Annotated in this window: 16 protein-coding genes and 1 riboswitch; all 16 genes read left to right on the top strand. The window is 32.8% G+C overall.

Features of this window, described 5'->3' with window-relative positions; all coding sequences use genetic code 11:
* The first annotated feature begins 279 nt into the window (after window positions 1-279).
* The 16 genes from ACJDU8_RS03845 (at window position 280) to ACJDU8_RS03770 (ending at window position 17,333) form a co-directional block, all read left to right on the top strand.
* Window positions 280-2,226: an ASKHA domain-containing protein gene (locus ACJDU8_RS03845; protein ID WP_406790834.1), complete on the top strand. Its 1,947-nt coding sequence runs from the start codon at window positions 280-282 to the stop codon at window positions 2,224-2,226.
* 22 nt (window positions 2,227-2,248) lie between these two features.
* Window positions 2,249-3,085, top strand: coding sequence for a pyrrolysine--tRNA(Pyl) ligase large subunit (gene pylSc / locus ACJDU8_RS03840; protein WP_406790833.1), 837 nt, complete (start codon window positions 2,249-2,251; stop codon window positions 3,083-3,085).
* 45 nt (window positions 3,086-3,130) lie between these two features.
* The gene (gene pylB, locus ACJDU8_RS03835) at window positions 3,131-4,198 is read left to right on the top strand and encodes a methylornithine synthase PylB (protein ID WP_406790832.1); all 1,068 of its coding nucleotides are present in this window, start codon (window positions 3,131-3,133) and stop codon (window positions 4,196-4,198) included.
* Between the two features lie 26 nt (window positions 4,199-4,224).
* Window positions 4,225-5,382 (top strand): 3-methylornithine--L-lysine ligase PylC, encoded by a 1,158-nt coding sequence (gene pylC / locus ACJDU8_RS03830; RefSeq protein WP_406790831.1) that lies wholly within the window; start codon window positions 4,225-4,227, stop codon window positions 5,380-5,382.
* Between the two features lie 10 nt (window positions 5,383-5,392).
* The gene (gene pylD, locus ACJDU8_RS03825) at window positions 5,393-6,247 is read left to right on the top strand and encodes a 3-methylornithyl-N6-L-lysine dehydrogenase PylD (RefSeq protein WP_406790830.1); all 855 of its coding nucleotides are present in this window, start codon (window positions 5,393-5,395) and stop codon (window positions 6,245-6,247) included.
* A 49-nt stretch (window positions 6,248-6,296) separates the two neighbouring features.
* A complete protein-coding gene (gene pylSn / locus ACJDU8_RS03820; protein WP_406790829.1) occupies window positions 6,297-6,650 on the top strand; it encodes a pyrrolysine--tRNA(Pyl) ligase small subunit in 354 nt (117 codons plus the stop codon).
* 149 nt (window positions 6,651-6,799) lie between these two features.
* Window positions 6,800-7,456 (top strand): corrinoid protein, encoded by a 657-nt coding sequence (locus ACJDU8_RS03815; protein WP_406790828.1) that lies wholly within the window; start codon window positions 6,800-6,802, stop codon window positions 7,454-7,456.
* A 27-nt stretch (window positions 7,457-7,483) separates the two neighbouring features.
* Window positions 7,484-8,374: a uroporphyrinogen decarboxylase family protein gene (locus ACJDU8_RS03810; RefSeq protein ID WP_406790827.1), complete on the top strand. Its 891-nt coding sequence runs from the start codon at window positions 7,484-7,486 to the stop codon at window positions 8,372-8,374.
* A gap of 623 nt (window positions 8,375-8,997) precedes the next feature.
* Window positions 8,998-9,678 carry a corrinoid protein gene (locus ACJDU8_RS03805; protein WP_406790826.1) on the top strand — a complete coding sequence of 227 codons (681 nt, stop codon included), beginning with the start codon at window positions 8,998-9,000 and terminating at the stop codon, window positions 9,676-9,678.
* 25 nt (window positions 9,679-9,703) lie between these two features.
* Entirely contained in the window at window positions 9,704-10,771 is a 1,068-nt protein-coding gene (locus ACJDU8_RS03800) for a uroporphyrinogen decarboxylase family protein (RefSeq protein WP_406790825.1), read from the top strand.
* Window positions 10,772-10,905: 134 nt separating this feature from the next.
* Window positions 10,906-11,859, top strand: coding sequence for a CobW family GTP-binding protein (locus ACJDU8_RS03795; protein ID WP_406790824.1), 954 nt, complete (start codon window positions 10,906-10,908; stop codon window positions 11,857-11,859).
* A 93-nt stretch (window positions 11,860-11,952) separates the two neighbouring features.
* On the top strand, window positions 11,953-12,621 hold the full coding sequence (locus ACJDU8_RS03790; RefSeq protein WP_406790823.1) for a DUF1638 domain-containing protein: 669 nt from the start codon (window positions 11,953-11,955) through the stop codon (window positions 12,619-12,621).
* A gap of 36 nt (window positions 12,622-12,657) precedes the next feature.
* Window positions 12,658-13,680, top strand: coding sequence for a uroporphyrinogen decarboxylase family protein (locus ACJDU8_RS03785; RefSeq protein WP_406790822.1), 1,023 nt, complete (start codon window positions 12,658-12,660; stop codon window positions 13,678-13,680).
* 3 nt (window positions 13,681-13,683) lie between these two features.
* Window positions 13,684-15,354 carry an ASKHA domain-containing protein gene (locus tag ACJDU8_RS03780; RefSeq protein WP_406790821.1) on the top strand — a complete coding sequence of 557 codons (1,671 nt, stop codon included), beginning with the start codon at window positions 13,684-13,686 and terminating at the stop codon, window positions 15,352-15,354.
* 21 nt (window positions 15,355-15,375) lie between these two features.
* Window positions 15,376-16,452, top strand: a complete 1,077-nt coding sequence (locus ACJDU8_RS03775) for a uroporphyrinogen decarboxylase family protein (protein WP_406790820.1) — start codon at window positions 15,376-15,378, stop codon at window positions 16,450-16,452.
* Window positions 16,453-16,490: 38 nt separating this feature from the next.
* The gene (locus ACJDU8_RS03770; protein WP_406790819.1) at window positions 16,491-17,333 is read left to right on the top strand and encodes an ATP-binding protein; all 843 of its coding nucleotides are present in this window, start codon (window positions 16,491-16,493) and stop codon (window positions 17,331-17,333) included.
* Window positions 17,334-17,762: 429 nt separating this feature from the next.
* Window positions 17,763-17,945, top strand: a riboswitch (cobalamin riboswitch).
* Window positions 17,946-17,968: the final 23 nt, after the last annotated feature.

Genomic DNA, 17,968 nt, shown 5'->3' with positions numbered 1-17,968 from the left:
AATAGTCAAGGTACTCTTTTTATCATGGAGGGTGGATCGGAAGGATCACATGGACTCTAAATCCGTGTAGCCGGGTGTGACTCCCGGACTCTTCGCCATTATATAATCTTGACTATTTTTCTGTTGAAAAATAATTGTGAATTATATAGATTATTATTTGTGGATTTTTTGATAGGATTCCATTATTTGTTTAAATTTTTATGCTGCTTTATAAAAATTTTAATAAGTAATGGGATTTTTTGATTTTCAAATTTAAATAAATTAGAAGAGGTGGAATTAATGCAGGTAAATGTTATTTTTCAGCCTATAGGACGTAGAGGTATTGTATGTTCAGGTGAAACTATTTTAGAAGTATCCCGGAAATTTGGTGTCGATTTAGAATCACCTTGTGGTGGTAATGGGACTTGTGGAAAATGTAAAGTTAAATTAGAAAAAGGATTTTTTGAGAAATACGGGATTAATTCTGATACTAACAATGTATCACCTATTACAGAAAAAGAAAAAGAAATACTAACCAAAGAGGAACAGTTACAAAATTATAGATTAGCTTGTTGTACTAAAATAACTGGAGACATAGTGATTTCTGTTCCAGCTGAAAGTGAGCGGGGAAAACAAGTAATTCTTGAAGCTTCCAAATCAAAATTATTTAATTTAAATTCTGCAGTGAAAAAATATTATATAGAATTGGAAAAACCAACACTTCAGGATTATAGAGATGATTTTACTCGTGTTAGAGATGCATTAGTTTATACATATAAACATTTAAAAGAAGACATAGTTATTGACTACAGAGTGCTGACAGTTTTATCTTCTATACTTAGAAAACAAAAGTACAAAATAACTGTGGCATTGTGGATGGATAAGGAGATTATATCTGTAGAGCCAGGATTAAATGAGGAAGTATATGGAGTTGCCATAGATATAGGCACCACAACTATTGCAGCTAGCTTATGTGACTTATCTACTGGTGAAGTCCTAAAGCAGGCTTCAAGTTTGAATCCTCAGATTAAATATGGAGATGATGTACTCTCCAGAATTTCATATTGTGTTATGAACAAAAATGGACTTGAAGAAATGCATACTTTAATTATTAAAGAAATAAATAAGCTTTTGGAACAAATGGTTACTTCAATACATGCAAGTGTTACTCAGGTATATGATATGGTACTTGTGTTTAATACTGCTATGCACCATATAACTTTAAATATAGATCCTGAGTATCTGGGACAGTCTCCTTTTCCATCTGCAGTAAAACATGGATTAGATATTAAATCAAGAGAACTAGGTATAAATATTTGTAAAGGTGCTTATGTTTATAGTTTGCCAATTGAAGCTGGCTTTGTAGGTGCTGATAATGTTTCTGTACTAATTTCAGAAGAGCCCTATAAACAGGATAAATTGCTTATGGCAATTGATATTGGGACAAATGGTGAAATAGATTTCGGAAATAATGAAATGTTGTTTTCAACTTCCTGTGCCACAGGACCGGCGCTTGAAGGGGCACAAATCAAATATGGAATGAGGGCAGCTTCTGGGGCAATTGAGAAAGTAAAAATAGATCCTATATCCTTAGAACCTGATTTTAAAGTAATTGGAGAAGATCACTGGAATACTATAAACAGTATGCAAAGAGCAAAAGGAATATGTGGATCGGGAATAATTGATGCCATTGCAGAGATGTATAAAACAGGGATAATTGGAACTGATGGTGCATTTAATAAAAAGATAAAATCTCATAGAATACGTAGAGACGAGGAAGGCAGAATGGAGTATGTTCTTGCATGGAAACAGGACACGTATATAGGAAAAGACATTTCTATTACACAAAAAGATGTAAGGGCGGTTCAGCTTGCTAAATCTGCACTATATGCAGGAGCGAAGATTCTAATGAGAAAAAGGGGTGTGGACTTTGTAGATGGTATCATATTAGCTGGTGCCTTTGGCAATTATATCAATAAGGAAAATGCCCTTGTTATAGGACTGTTTCCAGATTGCGATTTGAAAAATGTTATAAATGTCGGAAATGCAGCAGGTGAAGGGGCAAAAATGGCTCTTTTAAACATAAGTAAAAGAGTTGAAGCTGATGAAATTGCTAAAAATATTCAGTTTGTTGAATCTGCAGCAGAAGAAGATTTTCAAATTCAGTTTTATGATGCTATGAATTTTCCCCACAGCAAAGATGAGTTTCCGCATATTAAACATATTCTTGATAGTATTCCCAAATAATACGAAAGGTTGGTGATATAAAATGAATTTTAAATGGACAGAATTGCAGCTGAAGAGATTGAGTGAATTGAATGTTCCAGAAGATAAAAAAGATGTAACTTTTTTAAGTGAGGAAGAACGTAATGCTGTTTTTAAAAAATTTGAAAAGATATTTGTAAAAGAAAATAGAGCTGAACTTAATATACTAAAAAATGAGACCAAAAGGCCTGTACTATGCCGCTTAACCAGTAAGCTTATACAAGCTTTAATAAATAATGATTTCGTTCAAGTGGCTACACCAACTATTTTGTCTAAAGGACTGTTACAAAAGATGAGCATTGATGATGAACATGAATTATATTCTCAGGTTTTTTGGCTGGATGATAAAAAGTGTTTAAGACCTATGCTGGCTCCTAATCTGTATTATATATCTAAAGATCTGCTGCGTATATGGGAAAAGCCTGTAAGAATATTTGAAGTTGGTTCGTGCTTTAGAAAGGAATCACAGGGAAGTCACCATTTAAATGAATTTACAATGTTAAATCTAGTAGAATGGGGGGTACCTATGGATAAACGACAACAGAGGATTGAAGAAATGGCATCTATAATAATGAATGTAGTGGGAATAGAAGGCTATAGTCTGGAGAAAACTTCATCTGTGGTATATGGAGATACAATAGATATCATGTATGGAGATACGGAAATAGCATCTTGTTCCATGGGACCTCATTTTTTAGATGAAAATTGGGGAATAACTGACAGTTGGATAGGGATTGGATTTGGTTTGGAACGTATTTTGATGATTACGGAAAATTCACCTAATGTAAGTAGAATGGGTAGAAGTTTAACTTACTTAAATGGCATTAGACTTAATATATAGATGAAATGTAGAAATAATTGATGAAATTATGAGAAGGGGTATCTTATGAAAAGTTTAAATATTGATAACGTATTGGAAAAAGCCAGATGTGAGTTGGAATTGTCTAAAGAAGAGATAATATATCTACTCAGTTTAACAAAATCAGAAGAAAGATGTGAGGTTTTTAAAGTATCAAAAGAGCTTAGAAAAAAATATTTTAACAATAAAGTGTTTTTGTATGGATTTGTATATTTTTCTACATACTGCAAAAATGACTGTACTTTTTGCTTTTATAGAAAATCTAACCACTACTGTAAAAGATACAGAAAAACAGAAAAAGAAATTGTAGATTTGGCAGAATCCTTAGGGGAATCTGGTATTAACTTAATAGATTTGACTATGGGGGAAGATCCAAAGTATCATTGCAATAATGAAAAGGGTTATGAAAAATTAATTAAAATTGTTAGTTCTGTAAGGGATAAAGTTAAATTGCCTATAATGATCTCTCCAGGGGTTGTTCCCCAAAATGTTCTTATGGGCTTAAAAAAAGCAGGTGCTGATTGGTATGCATGTTATCAAGAAACACATAGTAGAGAGAAATATGAAAAACTGAGAATAAATCAAAGTTATGATGAAAGGTGGAATACAAAAATTTCTGCCAAAAATCTGGGACTGTTAATTGAAGAAGGGTTATTAGTAGGATACTGGAGCAGCTTAGATGATATTGCAGATTCAATGTTTCAAATGAAAAAGTTAGGTGCCCAGCAAGTTAGAACTATGAGTTTTGTACCTCAGAAGGGAACACCGCTTTTTAGCCAAAAAATAACAGATGATTTGCTGGAACTAAATATTATTGCAGTGATGAGGCTTTTATTTCCTGACAAGTTGATACCTGCATCCCTTGACGTTGAAGGTATTATAGGATTAAAAGAAAGATTGGAGGCGGGTGCTAATGTTGTAACTTCTATAATTCCACCTAAAGGAGGACTAGTAGGTGTTTCACAGAGCACATTGAATATTGATGATGGCAATAGAACTGTTAAAGGTGTAATTCCTATTTTAAGAGAAAGTGGTTTAATTGGAGCTACAAAAGAAGAGTACATGCAGTGGGTAGATAAAGCAAAGAAGCATTAGTGCTATATATTTTAGGAGGGGAAATTATGAGGGTTGCAGTGATAGGCGGAAGACTTCAAGGAGTTGAAGCTGTATATTTATCAAAAAAAGCTGGATGGGAAGTTGTCTTAATAGATAAAGATTTAGATGCACCGGCGGTTTTACTTTGTGATTATTTTTATAAGCTTGATGTGTTGGAAAAAACAAAACTTAGTAGGGTATTGAAAAATATACAATTTATTATTCCGGCACTAGAAAATAAATTGGTTTTAGATGCCTTAAATGAATATGCATTGGAAGCCGGCATACCTATTGTTTATGATGGCAATGCATATTCCATATCATCATCTAAAATTATATCGGACAAGTTGTTCGATAAACTTAGTATACCTGTTCCAACGGTTTGGCCTTATACTGATTTTCCTGTTGTTGTAAAACCTTCAGGGGCCAGTGGAAGTGAAGGTGTACATAAAGTAGAAAATGAAACACAATTTAATCAATTTATTAAATCAGGTGAGGATTTTCATGATTTAGTTATACAGGAGTTTTTAGAAGGACCATCTTATTCTCTGGAAGTGATAGGATATGAAGGTAATTACCGTGTACTTCAAGTTACGGAATTGGAAATGGATGAAGTATATGATTGTAAAAGAGTCTTAGCCCCTGCTAAATTGGATAAAAGAAAAATAGAAGAGTTTGAGGAGATTTCTGTTAAAATTGCCAGAGAACTTAATATAACAGGAGTATTTGATGTAGAGGTAATCCTGCATAAAGGCAAAATGAAGGTTTTGGAGATAGATGCACGATTGCCAAGCCAAACACCAACGGCAGTGTACAATTCTACAGGTATTAATTTGATGGAATGTCTCTGGTATGTTTATTCAAATCATCAAAGATTCAATTCTTTTGTAGTAAATGAAAAAAGAGGTACAGTATATGAGCATATAAAAGTTGACAAGGGTGAGGTTAAGGTATGTGGTGAACATATTATGGGTAAAGCCGGTCATTTAAAATTTTATAGGGACTTTTTTGGAGCAGATGAGGCAATTTCAAATTATGAATCAGATAAAGAAGAGTGGGTGGCTACTCTAATAATAAATGGAAAAAATCCCAAAGAGGCATGGCGTAAAAGGTGTGAAGTCATAAATAATATTAAACAAAAAGTGGATATTTTAAGCTATAAACATTCTTTACCACTTAGGTGAAAAGAAATATGTGCTTGTAACTATAATTGAAGTGGAGATGATGTACAAAATGACGTTACTTAAATCAAATGATATTTCAGGAATTTCAGAAAATTTATGTAAATACAACAAATCTATGTTTAATAAGTTAGGAAAATCCTTAGCAGAAGTAGCAATGTACGCCGTTGACTGGGAAAAAGAGAGTTATGAGGATTATATAAAAAATGATTTAATTGCAATTGTGCCAATTACTAGTGGTAATGGAATTATAGATGGATTTTCCGAGACTATTAAAAATATTATAGAAATTACAGGATTCAAAGCTTTTATTACAGATAATAGTGATGTACAAGGTTTAGAAGAAGCTTATAAAAGACATGCAAAAATTATTTTTATTGCGGATGATGACAAATTTATTGCAATCAATACTTGTAATTATAATATAGCTGACAATAGTTTCGATACAGGAAGAGGTTATGCGGCTGCACTAGATTTGATGTCAGGAGGATTAAGAAATAAGACTGTATTACTAATTGGTGCAGGTCCTGTGGGGATTGGGGCAGCATCCTTTATGACAGCTCATGGAGCTAAAGTTTTAGTATATGATATCTTGAGACAAAAGGCTGAAAGACTAAGAGATTTATTTCCAGAAGTTGAAATATTGACGGAATTTCATACTTCTTTGAAAAATAATAATTTGATATTTGACGCTACTCCTGCAAAAAATATTATTATGAAACAATATATAAGTGAAAGCACACTAATATCGGCTCCAGGTATACCGCTAGGATTGGAAAAAGACTGTATGCCAATAATCAAAGATCGATTAATACATGATGTGCTGGAATTGGGTGTAGTAACAATGCTATTTCATGCTTTATCCTAATATGAGTATATAAATTTTTAAAGTGAAAATTCTGAAAGGGGTTTTAAAAGTGAATACTATAAAAAACACGCAAATAAGTACTGAAACCAAACAAAATAAAAAGAAAAAATATTATAGAAAAAATGTAAACTTTTTTAAGTTGATTGAAAAAATCAAGCTTTGGCCTTCACGATCAGGTGTACTTCATGGAATTAAGTCCATAGAAATCCAGGGCAATCGCTGCAAAATAGTTACCCACTGTAACATGGAGTTTCAGGTGTGGAGTTCTAAAAAGAGTAGGGCAGCCAGATGGCTTAGAAATAAGTGGGCTTTTTGTGCCTGTGGCAAATGTGGTATTCCAGATTGGAAATTAGAAAAATATTCTTCAACTGTAATGACACAAAAATGGGGTTCAGGGTTATAAGTTTTGTACTAATAATTTTGTAACAATAAAGTTTGTAGAATGGAAACATATACAGAAATATTTATTTGTATTATCATAGAAATTAAGATATTATTCAGTTATTAGAGAATGACTACAATTTGGATAATAACATGGAGAGGAGGACATAAGTGTCAATTAAAAAACATGAGCTTTTCAAGAAAATATCAGATGCAGTGGTTGAGATGGACGAGGATACTGTAATTTTACTGTCAAATCAAGTGATTGAAGAAAAACTAGATGCTTATGAGGCTATAACAGAAGGGCTTTCCCAAGGAATGGAGAGAGCTGGAGTTCTTTTTGAAGAAGAGGAGTATTTTGTTACAGAACTTCTTATGTGTTCAGATGCCATGTATGCCGGGATTGATGTTTTGGAACCGTACTTAAATAAATCAAATAAAAGCAGTAAATATAAAATAGTTATAGGTGTAGTTGAAGGAGATACCCATGACATAGGAAAAACTCTTGTAAAACTTATGTTGGATGCAGCAGGATTTGAGGTACTGGATATAGGCAGGGACGTTCCTCCAATAAAATTCTATGAAGAGGCTAAAAGAATAAATGCAGATATTATAGCAGTGTCTAATTTGATGACAACTACTATGAAACGTATGGAAGAGGTTATTGGCATTTTGGAAGAACAAAATGACAGAGGAAATTTCAAGGTTATGGTTGGCGGTGGCTGTATATCTCAAGATTTTGCAGATAAAATTAAAGCTGATGGATATTCTGCAAATGCTGTAGAAGCAGTTAGACTTGCTAAAAGTCTAGTGGGATATGAGGATTAATTAAAAGTGAAAGGGGTGGGATAAATAATGAATTTTGATATTGACTCCATATGTAAAGGTGAAAGTATAGAACAAATTCCAACAGCAATTTTAGATAAAACAGACATACATTTTGGAGATGCACATTTTAAAAAAGATTATATGGCTGTTGTTTCTGAAAAAATAAAGGAAGTTGATAAAAATTGTATCTGCTACATACCCTTTTCTGTAACTGCGGAAGCAGAAGCTTTTGGTGCCAAGGTGAGGTTAGATGAAGATAGCAATGGAATTTTAATAGATGGTTTTAAGTATGCTAAAATTGAAGAGCTTTCAGATGTCCATGAATTTGATACGGATAAGGGTAGGATAAAAGAAATACTGGATTGTATTGAAATATTGAGTAAAAAGGGAAATATTGTGGCACTTAATGTAGAAGCTCCCTTTACTATATTGACTTTGTTAATAGATAACTTAGCTATTTACAGGGGATTAAGACGACAAGGTGATATTATTTATAATGCACTTTTAACTATACAAAATAGTATTAGAAAATATATCATTAAAGCTTTAGAAAGAGGTGCCAGAATAATATCCTATGCAGATCCCAGCGGTGATATTGATATTATAGGTCCTAAAATTTATAAAAAATTCAGTGGCGAGATATCTTATAGTCTTATAAAAAGTTTAGAGGACTATATTGATAACTCTATAATACATCTTTGTGCAAGGACTTCTTTACCTTTTGAAAAATCAGGTTTCTGTGAATCAAGTCCTATAAAAATAAAAAAGGACATTAAATATGGAGAAGCTATTTGCAGTTTATTGGATGAAAAAAATGTTAAGATTTTAGGACATAAATGCATGAATTGTAGTAATAAAATGGTGGAAGACTCCTGCGTGTGGAAACTTGAGCTAAATAATAACTACACCTTTATTTAATTGAAAAAATATTATTTTTTTATTGACATATTAGAAAATAGTGCATATAATAACATTAAATCAAAGTTAATAAATAGGAATAGTAATAAAAGCGAAGATGAGAAGAAGTAAATTCATGGAAGCTGTCAGAGAGAAATCTCCATTGGGTGTAAGAGATTTTGAGTGGAAATTGATTGAAGTGCGTCTCGGAGTTCTGAATTGAAATGTTAGTAGACTTCAGTGGGTACGCCCGTTAAAGCGTTGAGGTATTATTGTACCAATATTTATGAGTTATTATGTACTTTGTTTTTAATACATAATAAACAGAGTGGAACCGTGGAAGTTAACTTCTGCCTCTGTATTGAGGCGGGAGTTTTTTTATTTTTCTAATTATGACTTATAACAATCTAAAAAGACGTCTATAAATAAAATTAATATGTACTTATGCATAAGTATTTTAAAACAATGTCTAGAATGTGTTGCCCTTTTTCAGAAAAATATTCTAATTCTGGAAAATATCATATAATAATCGAAAAATTGAATTATAGTGCCAACTGAATCTAAGAATCACTTTGATATGTTGTGATTAAAGAAGTGTATACAAAAAACATAGCAAGTATAAATGATAAAATGGAGGTTAAAAAATGTCAGTTAATAGAGATGAATTATATAGAAAGTTAGCAGATTCTGTATTGAATATGGATGAGGAGGAAGCAGTAAATATTTCTAACCAGGTTATTTCTGAAAAATTGGATGCATATGAGGCCATAGATAAAGGGTTGTCAGCAGGTATGGATGAGGCAGGAAAACTTTTTGAAGAGGAAGAATATTTTGTTCCCGAACTTTTGTTGTGCTCTGATGCAATGTATGCAGGTTTGGATGTGTTAAAGCCCCATATAAAAGCTAAAGATGATGAGATAAAACACAAAGTAGTTATAGGTGTAGTTGAAGGGGATACCCATGATATAGGAAAAAATCTTGTAAAGATTATGCTTGAAACTGCGGGTTTTGACATTATTGATCTTGGAAGAGATGTTCCACCTTCAACCTTTGTGGAAAAGGCAAAGGAAGAGAATGCTGAAATTATAGTACTTTCTACTTTGATGACTACTACAATGGAAGGAATGAATGAAGTCATAGAGCTTCTCAATAAAGAAAATATAAGAGAGAATTTCAAAGTTATGATAGGAGGAGGTCCCGTATCTCAAGGATATGCAGATAAGATTGGGGCTGATGGATACTCCATAAATGCTGCAGAAGCTGTGACACTTGCAAAAAGATTGATTGGAGACAAAGAGCTAGAGAGTATTTTAATTGAAGAATAGTTTAAATAAAAAGGAGGTAAAGGGTATGTCACTGATACAAAAAAAAGATGAATTAACTTCACTTGAAAGGGTTGTTCTTACTCTGCAGCATAAAAAAGCAGATAGGGTTCCGGCTGTACCACTAGTTTGTGGTGCTTCATACAGGGTTACAGGTACAAGATATGATAAATGGTCTAATGATGCAGAAATAGCAACTAAAAGTTTATTGGCAGCTCAGGAATTGATAGGACATGATGCATTTTTATTACTTGTGGATCTCTCAGTAGAGGCTGCTGATTTTGGACAAGAATTGATTTTCCCAAAGCATAGTACGGCGTATCCCGATTTTAATAATCAATTAATTGCCACTGTTGATGAATATAATAAAGTTAAAAAAATAAATCCTAGAGAAACAAGGCGTATGAAACAAGTTGTTGATACAATAAAAGGTCTTTCAAAGGCAAAGGGAAATGAAGTGGCCATCCTTGGATTTGTATATGGTCCGTTAGGTGTATTGTCTCAAATGAGAGGACACAAAAATTTGTTTGTAGATCTTATTAAGCATCCTGAAGAGGTTCTGGAAGCAGTAGATATTATAACTGATGTACTTGTAGAATATGCTAAAGCTCAAGCAGAGGCAGGAGCTCATTCAGTATGTATAGATCCTTTGTATTCTTCAGGAACGGTACTTAGAAATACAACATGGGAAAAATTTGAGGGCCCATATCTTAAACGTATTGCTGATGCCATTCGTGAGACAGGTGCAGCAGTATCAATACACAATTGCGGAGACGGAGTGTATTTTGAAGAGGTAATAAAATGGTCAGATCCTGTGGCAATATCTGTAGCACATCCTGCCCACGGATCTAAAACCTGGGAAGAGCATGCTAAAACTTGGGGAAAGAAAGTAGTTACTATTGGATATTCAGATCCTGCTGATACAGGATTGGTTATGTCTGCTGATGAAATATTAGAAGACTGCAAAAATCAAATTGATTTATTCAGAAAAAATGAAGCTGGATTTATTCTTTCTACAGGCTGTGAATTCCCTCCTAATGGAAACCTACTTAGTGCAGCAGCAATGGTTGAAGCATCTAGAAGATATGGGAGATAGAGTAACTAATATATAGGAACATATTTAGGTCTAATTCAGGTCTTAAAAAATCTGAATTAGACATCTTCAAACAACTATCCAGTATTTTACATATAATTCTGCAGCGATTATCAGTAATTTTAGGAAGTGAGACAATGAAAATAAAAATTGATATTTTTTCAGGCTTTTTAGGTGCAGGTAAGACCAAATTAATAAAAAAGTTAATAAATGAAAATTTCTATACTGAGAAAGTTATTGTTGTTGAAAATGAGTTTGGTGAAGTTAGTATTGATGATAAATTTTTACAGAAGTGTGATGTGAAAGTTAAAGAAATAAATGCTGGATGTATTTGCTGTTCAATCCTTAATGATTTTAATAATGCACTTCAAGAAATTATTAGTTCACAGGAAGCAAAAAGAATTATTATTGAACCTTCGGGAGTAGGCAAACTTTCTGAAATAGTTAAAATTGTAAAAAAACTTGAGGCAAATAATGAAGTGCTTCTTAATATGATAATTACAGTTGTTGATATTACAATGTATGAAGATTTTATTGATTTTTTCAGTGAATTTTATAAAGATCAAATTATTTATGCCAATACAATTGTGTTAAGCAGGACACAAAATGTTGATTATAAAAAATTACAGAGTGTAGTTTCAAAAATAAGAGAGCTCAACAAAAGGGCAAATATTATAACCACGCCTTGGGATGATTTAACAGGAGATAGTATCGTTAAAGTTGGAGAAAAGGATGGTGAGAAGGATTTATTTAGAAAAGTAAATATAATTAAAAGGCCAAAGGTAGAAACAAAATTTAAAACCATAAGAAAAAATTCAGCCCCAAATATATTTAGCAGCTGGGGAATTGAAACACCTAAATTATTTTCAGTAGAAACTTTAAAATATATATTTAGTAATTTTAAAAATGAACAGTTATACGGCAAAGTATTGAGAGCAAAAGGAATAGTACAGACAGATAGAAATCATTGGGTTGAGTTTGATTTTGTACCAAATGAATTTGAAATAAGAGACACAGAACCTGACTATACTGGACAGGTGTGTGTAATAGGAGTTAATTTAAATAAAGAAAATTTGATAAGTCTTTTCTAAAAATATATTTGGTTTGAAAATTAGTAGTTATATCATTAGCTATAATAGTTTGTTGAATTGAAGTTTAGTTATGTGAAATAGCAGGGAGATATAATGATGAAGATAAAAGTAATAGCTTGTGAGGTTATGAAAGAAGAAATATTATCAATAGAGCCATTACCCCATGAAGAATTTGAGTTTATATCTATGGATTATCATCTTTATCCTAAGAAGCTTGGCAGGGAACTTCAAAATATTATTGATAAATCTTTAGGTTATAGCAGAATTATTTTGGCTTTTGGTTTGTGCGGAGGTGCTGCCAGGGACTTAAAGGCAACTAATTGTGCACTTACAATACCAAGGGTTCATGATTGTATTTCTGTATTTCTTGCTCCAGATAAGGGTTATGTGTGTGATTTTGAAAAAGAAAAGGGAATATTTTATTTAACTTGTGGGTGGATGATTACAGAGAAATCAATACTTTCTGATCACCATCGTATTCTTGAAAAATATGGTGAAAAAAAGGCATTAAGCGTATTGAACAGAATGTATGATAGTTATAAAAAAGTTTTATTCATACACACAGATCGTCCTTCTCAAGATGAAGAAGTATTACAATCAAAACAAATAGCCAGCTTGCTCAATGTTAAATATGAGGAAATTAAAGGGAGAATTGATTTCATTAAAAAGATCGTAAGAGGACCTTGGGATGATAAAAATTTTATAAATATAGACCCTTTGGGAGTTATTACTGAAGAAGGCTTTGGGATTAGTGCAAAGTGATTGCTAATATACAAAGCAGAAGGAGAGATATTTATTATGAATGATTTAAGTCCAAAAGAACGTATAATTCGTACATTTAAAAAGGAGACCACAGATAGACCGCCTGTAATTTGTCCAGGAGGAATGATGAACTCAGCTATTGTAGAGGTAATGAATAAAACTGGACATAAGCTTCCAGAAGGTCACCATGATGGCAAACTAATGGCTGAAATTGCAAGTGATGTACATGAGAATACTGGTTTCGAAAATTTTGGCATACCATTTTGTATGACTGTTGAAGCGGAAGTATTGGGGAGTGAAATAAACTATGGAACTCTTTCCTGTGAACCCAAAATACAGAAAGAGGTATTTTCTTCTGTATCAGATGTAATATTTAAAGAATTGGGTGCAATGGAGAAGAATCTCAGGGTTAATTCAATAATTGAAGCTACCTGCGCACTTTCAAGAAAGTATTCAGATGTACCTGTAATAGGGAGTCTCACAGGACCAGTCAGTGCGTCAGCATCAATTGTAGATCCTATTTCTTTTTTAAAGGAGTTAAGGAAAAAGGCAAACGATGCCCATAAGGTAATTGATTATGCAAGCAATCATATTATAGAACTGGCAAAATTAATGATAGAAAATGGGGCAAGTGTAATTTCTATTGCTGATCCAACTGCAACTGGAGAGATACTGGGACCAAAGATGTTTAAAGAATATGCAGTTAGATATATAAATAAAGTTGTTGATGCAATACATGCAATGAATACACCAGTTATTGTGCATATATGTGGAAAAATGAATGCTGTAATGAAGTATATTCCAGAAATCAGGTCTGATGCCATAAGTACAGATGCATTTATCAATTTAAAGGCATTGAAGGAAGAGTACCCTGAGCTTACTACCATGGGAAATCTTAGTACAATTCTTTTAGAGTTTGGAGATGAGCAAAAAGTTGTCAATCAAACAGATAGGCTTGTAAAAGAGGGCATTAACATTATATCACCAGCTTGCGGACTTAGTACATCAACCCCGTTAAAGAATATAGTATCAATGACAAAAGTGGTAAAGGAGTCATAATTTATGGTAAAAGTAAATTTTGTTACAAATAATAAATCAATTGACGTGGAAAAAGGAACTACAATTTTAGAGGCGGCAAGGGAAGCCGGAGTTATTATAGAGTCTCCTTGTAATGCAGTAGGTGTATGTGGTAAATGTAAGGTAAAAGTTGTTAGTGATAATTTACAGGACATAGTGCAGGAAGGTAAGCATCATTTATCAGAGGAGGAGAAGTCCCAGGGTTTTGTATTGTCCTGCCAGGCCAGGGTAATGGCAGATATAGATGTACAGGTGGTATCAGAGAATTTAAATAAGACCCTAAAAATATTAAATCACGGTGAAAGTTTTAATATAGAAGTAGATAGTTTTATTAAAAAAGAATATAAAGATACAGGAAAGACTTTTATATATGCAGGAGAACAAATAATAGGAGAAGAAGAAGGGGATACTACAGCATTGAACTATGGATTGGTTGTGGATATTGGAACTACAACATTAGTTACATCACTGGTTGATATTAACACAGGTAAAGAAATTGATTCAGTTTCTGCATTAAATCCACAAAGTTTACATGCCCAGGACGTTTTATCCAGGATAAAATTTGCCTCTGATGAAAAAGGCTTAGATATAATGTACTCTGAAATAAGCAAAGAATTAAATGGCATGATAGAAAAAATTACAAAAAAAACTGAAATAGATAGAAAGTATATTTATGAAGCGGTTTTTAGCGGTAATACATGTATGATTCATCTTGCAGCTAATGTGAACCCATATTCTTTGGGTAAATACCCCTATATTCCAAAAGTGGTGGGAGGAAGTTATTTAGATGCTAAAGATCATAAATTGAATATATCAGATAATGGACTGATATATTTACCACCTATTATTTCAGCATATGTAGGACCAGATATAACGTCTGGTATATTAGCTACCAGGCTTCAAGATAGAAAAGGTACTACGCTATTTGTAGATATTGGAACAAATGGAGAGATGGTAATAGGACGAGATGGTGAATTATCCTCCACATCCACTGCAGCAGGTCCAGCTTTTGAAGGTATGAATATTACTTATGGTATGAGAGCTGAAAGAGGTGCTGTAGAATATTTTAATATAGAAGAAGATGGCTCTATAGAAATCAGAACCATTGAAGATGGAGAACCTATTGGAATTTGCGGCAGCGGCCTTTTAGATATTGTTGGAGAGCTGGTTTCTAGCGGAGTTATTGGTAAAAATGGCAGGTTTGTATCACCTGAAAAATCCAATTTGCCAGAGGTATTGAAGAAAAGGCTGATAAAGTTAGATGGAAAAATTGCTTTTGAAATAGCAAAAGGCGTATTTCTCACCCAAAAAGATATAAGACAGGTTCAACTGGCAAAAGGTGCAGTAAGATCGGGAATAGAATTTCTTATGAAAAGTAAAGAAGTACAGTCAGATGAAGTTGATAAAATACAAATAGCCGGATCATTTGGCTATCATCTAAGAGCAAAAAGCCTCATAAATATAGGCTTATTACCAAAGGAGTTTGAAGATAAGATAGATTTTGTCGGTAATACATCTAAATCTGGAGGGCGTGCATTTTTATTAAATAAAAAATACAGAAAAGAAATGGAAGATACAGTAAAAACAATTAAAGTAGTTGAATTATCAAATGGTGAGAATTTTGATAAGATTTTTGTTAAATGTTTATCTTTTTAAAGGTAAGGAGAAAGTGAAAATATGAGTGAATTTTTATTAAAGGATGAAATGACTCCAAAAGAAAGAATTGAAGCTATGATTAATGGTAAGCCTTTTGACAGAGTACCTTGTAATATTTTTATAGGTGATCATGCTGCAACTATAATAGGTGTAAAAGTATCTGATCTTCATTTTTTCCCGGAAAAGGTTGTTGAAGGGCAATTAGCAGCAAATGAAAAATATGGAATAGAATCAACAGGAGTTAGTCCAGGGCTTGCAGGAATTGCTGAAGCATTAGGAAGTAAACTTGTTTTTCCTGATCATGGTGCTCCTTATGTTTCAGAATATGCAATAAAGGATGATTCTGATTTGGAAGAATTAAGTGTACCTCATCCTGCAAAAGCAGGAAGGTTTCCATTTGTGCTGGAGACTGCAGAAAAGCTTGTAGATGAATTTGGAAAAGAAATACCAGTTTCAGTGGAAGTGCCTGGACCATTTACCTCCGCTGGAAATCTTATGAGAATAGAAAAATTTTTGCGTGATACAAGAAAAAATCCTGAATTTGCCCATAGAATCCTTCGCCTTGTAACTGATACCACAATTGCATTTATAAAAGAAGCTGCAAAACTTGATGTAAGTATGGGTATAGCAGAACCATCCGCTTCCGGAAGCTTAATAAGTCAGAATATGTTCAGGGAGTTTACCCTTCCATATTTAAGAGAAATAGTTGATTCTATTAAAGCTTCAGGCAAGGGAGCTCCGTACCTTCATATCTGCGGAAATACCAAAAAAGTTTGGACACTGATGGCAGATACGGGTGCAGAATCATTGAGCCTTGATGATGTTATAGATCTGGAAGAGGCAAAGAAGATTGTAGGAGACAGAGTAGTGTTGATTGGCAATGTAAAACCTACGGAAACTATGTATTTAGGAACACCAGAGGATGTGGAGAGAGATGCTAAAGAATGTCTTAGAAAAGCCTATGACAATCCTAAAGGCTATGTACTTGCGTTAGGATGTGGTTTTCCAATTGATACGCCTCCTGAAAATGTTCATGCTTTGCGTAAAGCGGCAATAAAATATGGCAAGTATCCATATGAACCAGAGCTGTTTAGCTAGAAATATTTAGAATTCAATAAAATATAGGAGGAGTAGAAATGTCTCTTAGAAATGAAAATAACAATGAGTTTAACTTTGAGAAAAGGGCAGAACGCTATGAAGTCAAAGAGCCAAAATGGGATTTTAAAAACTTGATTTTAACTAAAAATGTTTTAGAGGAACTTGAAATTTCCTTAAGTATTATAGAAAATGAAACCTTAGTTTTTGATACTTGGGGTTTAAGAACCTTCGAGCCTCATCCACGATCTGCTTTGAATTTTTATGGACCTCCTGGAACAGGTAAAACTATGGCTGCTCATGCCATAGCAAATAAGCTGGACAAAAAAATATTAATAGCTAGTTATGCACAGATAGAAAGTAAATATCATGGTGAAGGCCCTAAAAATGTGGAAGCTTTATTTATGGCAGCCCAAAAAAATGATGCTGTATTATTTATTGATGAAGCTGACTCAATGTTATCTAAGAGACTTACACATGTAACTCAAGGCTCAGAACAAGCTATAAATTCCATGAGAAGTCAACTGCTTATCTGTCTTGAAAAATTTAAGGGTGTAGTAATATTTGCTACTAATTTGGTAAAAAATTATGATTATGCTTTTGAAACAAGAGTTAAAAACATTAATTTTACCATGCCGGATGAAGAATGCAGAGAGAAAATTTGGGAGGTACACCTACTGCCCAGCATACCTAAAAGTTATGATGTAAACACTAAAGAACTGGCAGAAAAATTTACGGATTTTTGTGGAAGAGATATAAAAAATGCGGTTATAGATGCCTGTCTTTTTGTTGCAGTAAATAAAAAAGATGAATTAAATCAAAATGACATAATAAAAGCTTGTGATAGAATACTTGAAAAAAGAAACAATCTTCATGTTTCATGAAGTAAAAGATATACTTTTTAAATTATATTTGCTAGAATAATAGAAATGTTGTATAATGAACTATAATTAGGAAAATTTTATAATTTATATTTATAGGCGTTAAAATTGTAAAAGAGAAACGAGCTTCACAATCTGTTATGCAAAATTAATTTTAAAAGTAATGTTTCTAATAACAGATGTGAAATATATGTTTCTTGGGGGTAGGTAAAAGCGACGAATATCCTGGCTATTAACCGAGTGAATAAATGTTAAAGTTTTGTTATTTAATAATAGCCATAAAAAACATCGTAAAAATTGATAAATTATTAATATCAGTTGTAATTTACTAATAATAAAATTTGTCACATAAGCACATACATATAAGTATCAATTTATGGTACTATATATGAAATATGAAATTATCTATTCATGAAGCAATATAAGTAAAATTTAATATTAAAAAATATAGGTTTAATCATTAAGCGATTAATTAAAGAGGAATCAGGTTCAATTCCTGAACGGTCACGCCACTGTAAGAAATGAGTTTAAGTACCTTAGCCACTGGGAAACTGGGAAGGCGTACTTAGATGTAGATTTTCAAGTCAGGATACTTGCCTATATTTGTGTAATATTTTTTTCTACGAGTGATAGGAGGA

It is taken from the genome of Candidatus Clostridium eludens (assembly GCF_045310515.1).
Taxonomy (GTDB): domain Bacteria; phylum Bacillota; class Clostridia; order Clostridiales; family Clostridiaceae; genus Clostridium_B; species Clostridium_B eludens.
Note: the sequence above shows the minus strand (reverse complement) of the source record. Positions and strands in the feature narration are given on the sequence as shown.

Bases quoted from the DNA above. Each gene is read 5' to 3' on its own strand.
- pylB (WP_406790832.1), top strand. From the start codon at position 3,131: ATGAAAAGTTTAAATATTGATAACGTATTGGAAAAAGCCAGATGTGAG.
- ACJDU8_RS03785 (WP_406790822.1), top strand. From the start codon at position 12,658: ATGAATGATTTAAGTCCAAAAGAACGTATAATTCGTACATTTAAAAAG.
- ACJDU8_RS03795 (WP_406790824.1), top strand. From the start codon at position 10,906: ATGAAAATAAAAATTGATATTTTTTCAGGCTTTTTAGGTGCAGGTAAG.
- ACJDU8_RS03780 (WP_406790821.1), top strand. From the start codon at position 13,684: ATGGTAAAAGTAAATTTTGTTACAAATAATAAATCAATTGACGTGGAA.
- ACJDU8_RS03810 (WP_406790827.1), top strand. From the start codon at position 7,484: ATGAATTTTGATATTGACTCCATATGTAAAGGTGAAAGTATAGAACAA.
- pylSc (WP_406790833.1), top strand. From the start codon at position 2,249: ATGAATTTTAAATGGACAGAATTGCAGCTGAAGAGATTGAGTGAATTG.
- ACJDU8_RS03805 (WP_406790826.1), top strand. From the start codon at position 8,998: ATGTCAGTTAATAGAGATGAATTATATAGAAAGTTAGCAGATTCTGTA.
- ACJDU8_RS03790 (WP_406790823.1), top strand. From the start codon at position 11,953: ATGATGAAGATAAAAGTAATAGCTTGTGAGGTTATGAAAGAAGAAATA.
- pylC (WP_406790831.1), top strand. From the start codon at position 4,225: ATGAGGGTTGCAGTGATAGGCGGAAGACTTCAAGGAGTTGAAGCTGTA.
- ACJDU8_RS03845 (WP_406790834.1), top strand. From the start codon at position 280: ATGCAGGTAAATGTTATTTTTCAGCCTATAGGACGTAGAGGTATTGTA.
- ACJDU8_RS03775 (WP_406790820.1), top strand. From the start codon at position 15,376: ATGAGTGAATTTTTATTAAAGGATGAAATGACTCCAAAAGAAAGAATT.
- ACJDU8_RS03770 (WP_406790819.1), top strand. From the start codon at position 16,491: ATGTCTCTTAGAAATGAAAATAACAATGAGTTTAACTTTGAGAAAAGG.
- ACJDU8_RS03800 (WP_406790825.1), top strand. From the start codon at position 9,704: ATGTCACTGATACAAAAAAAAGATGAATTAACTTCACTTGAAAGGGTT.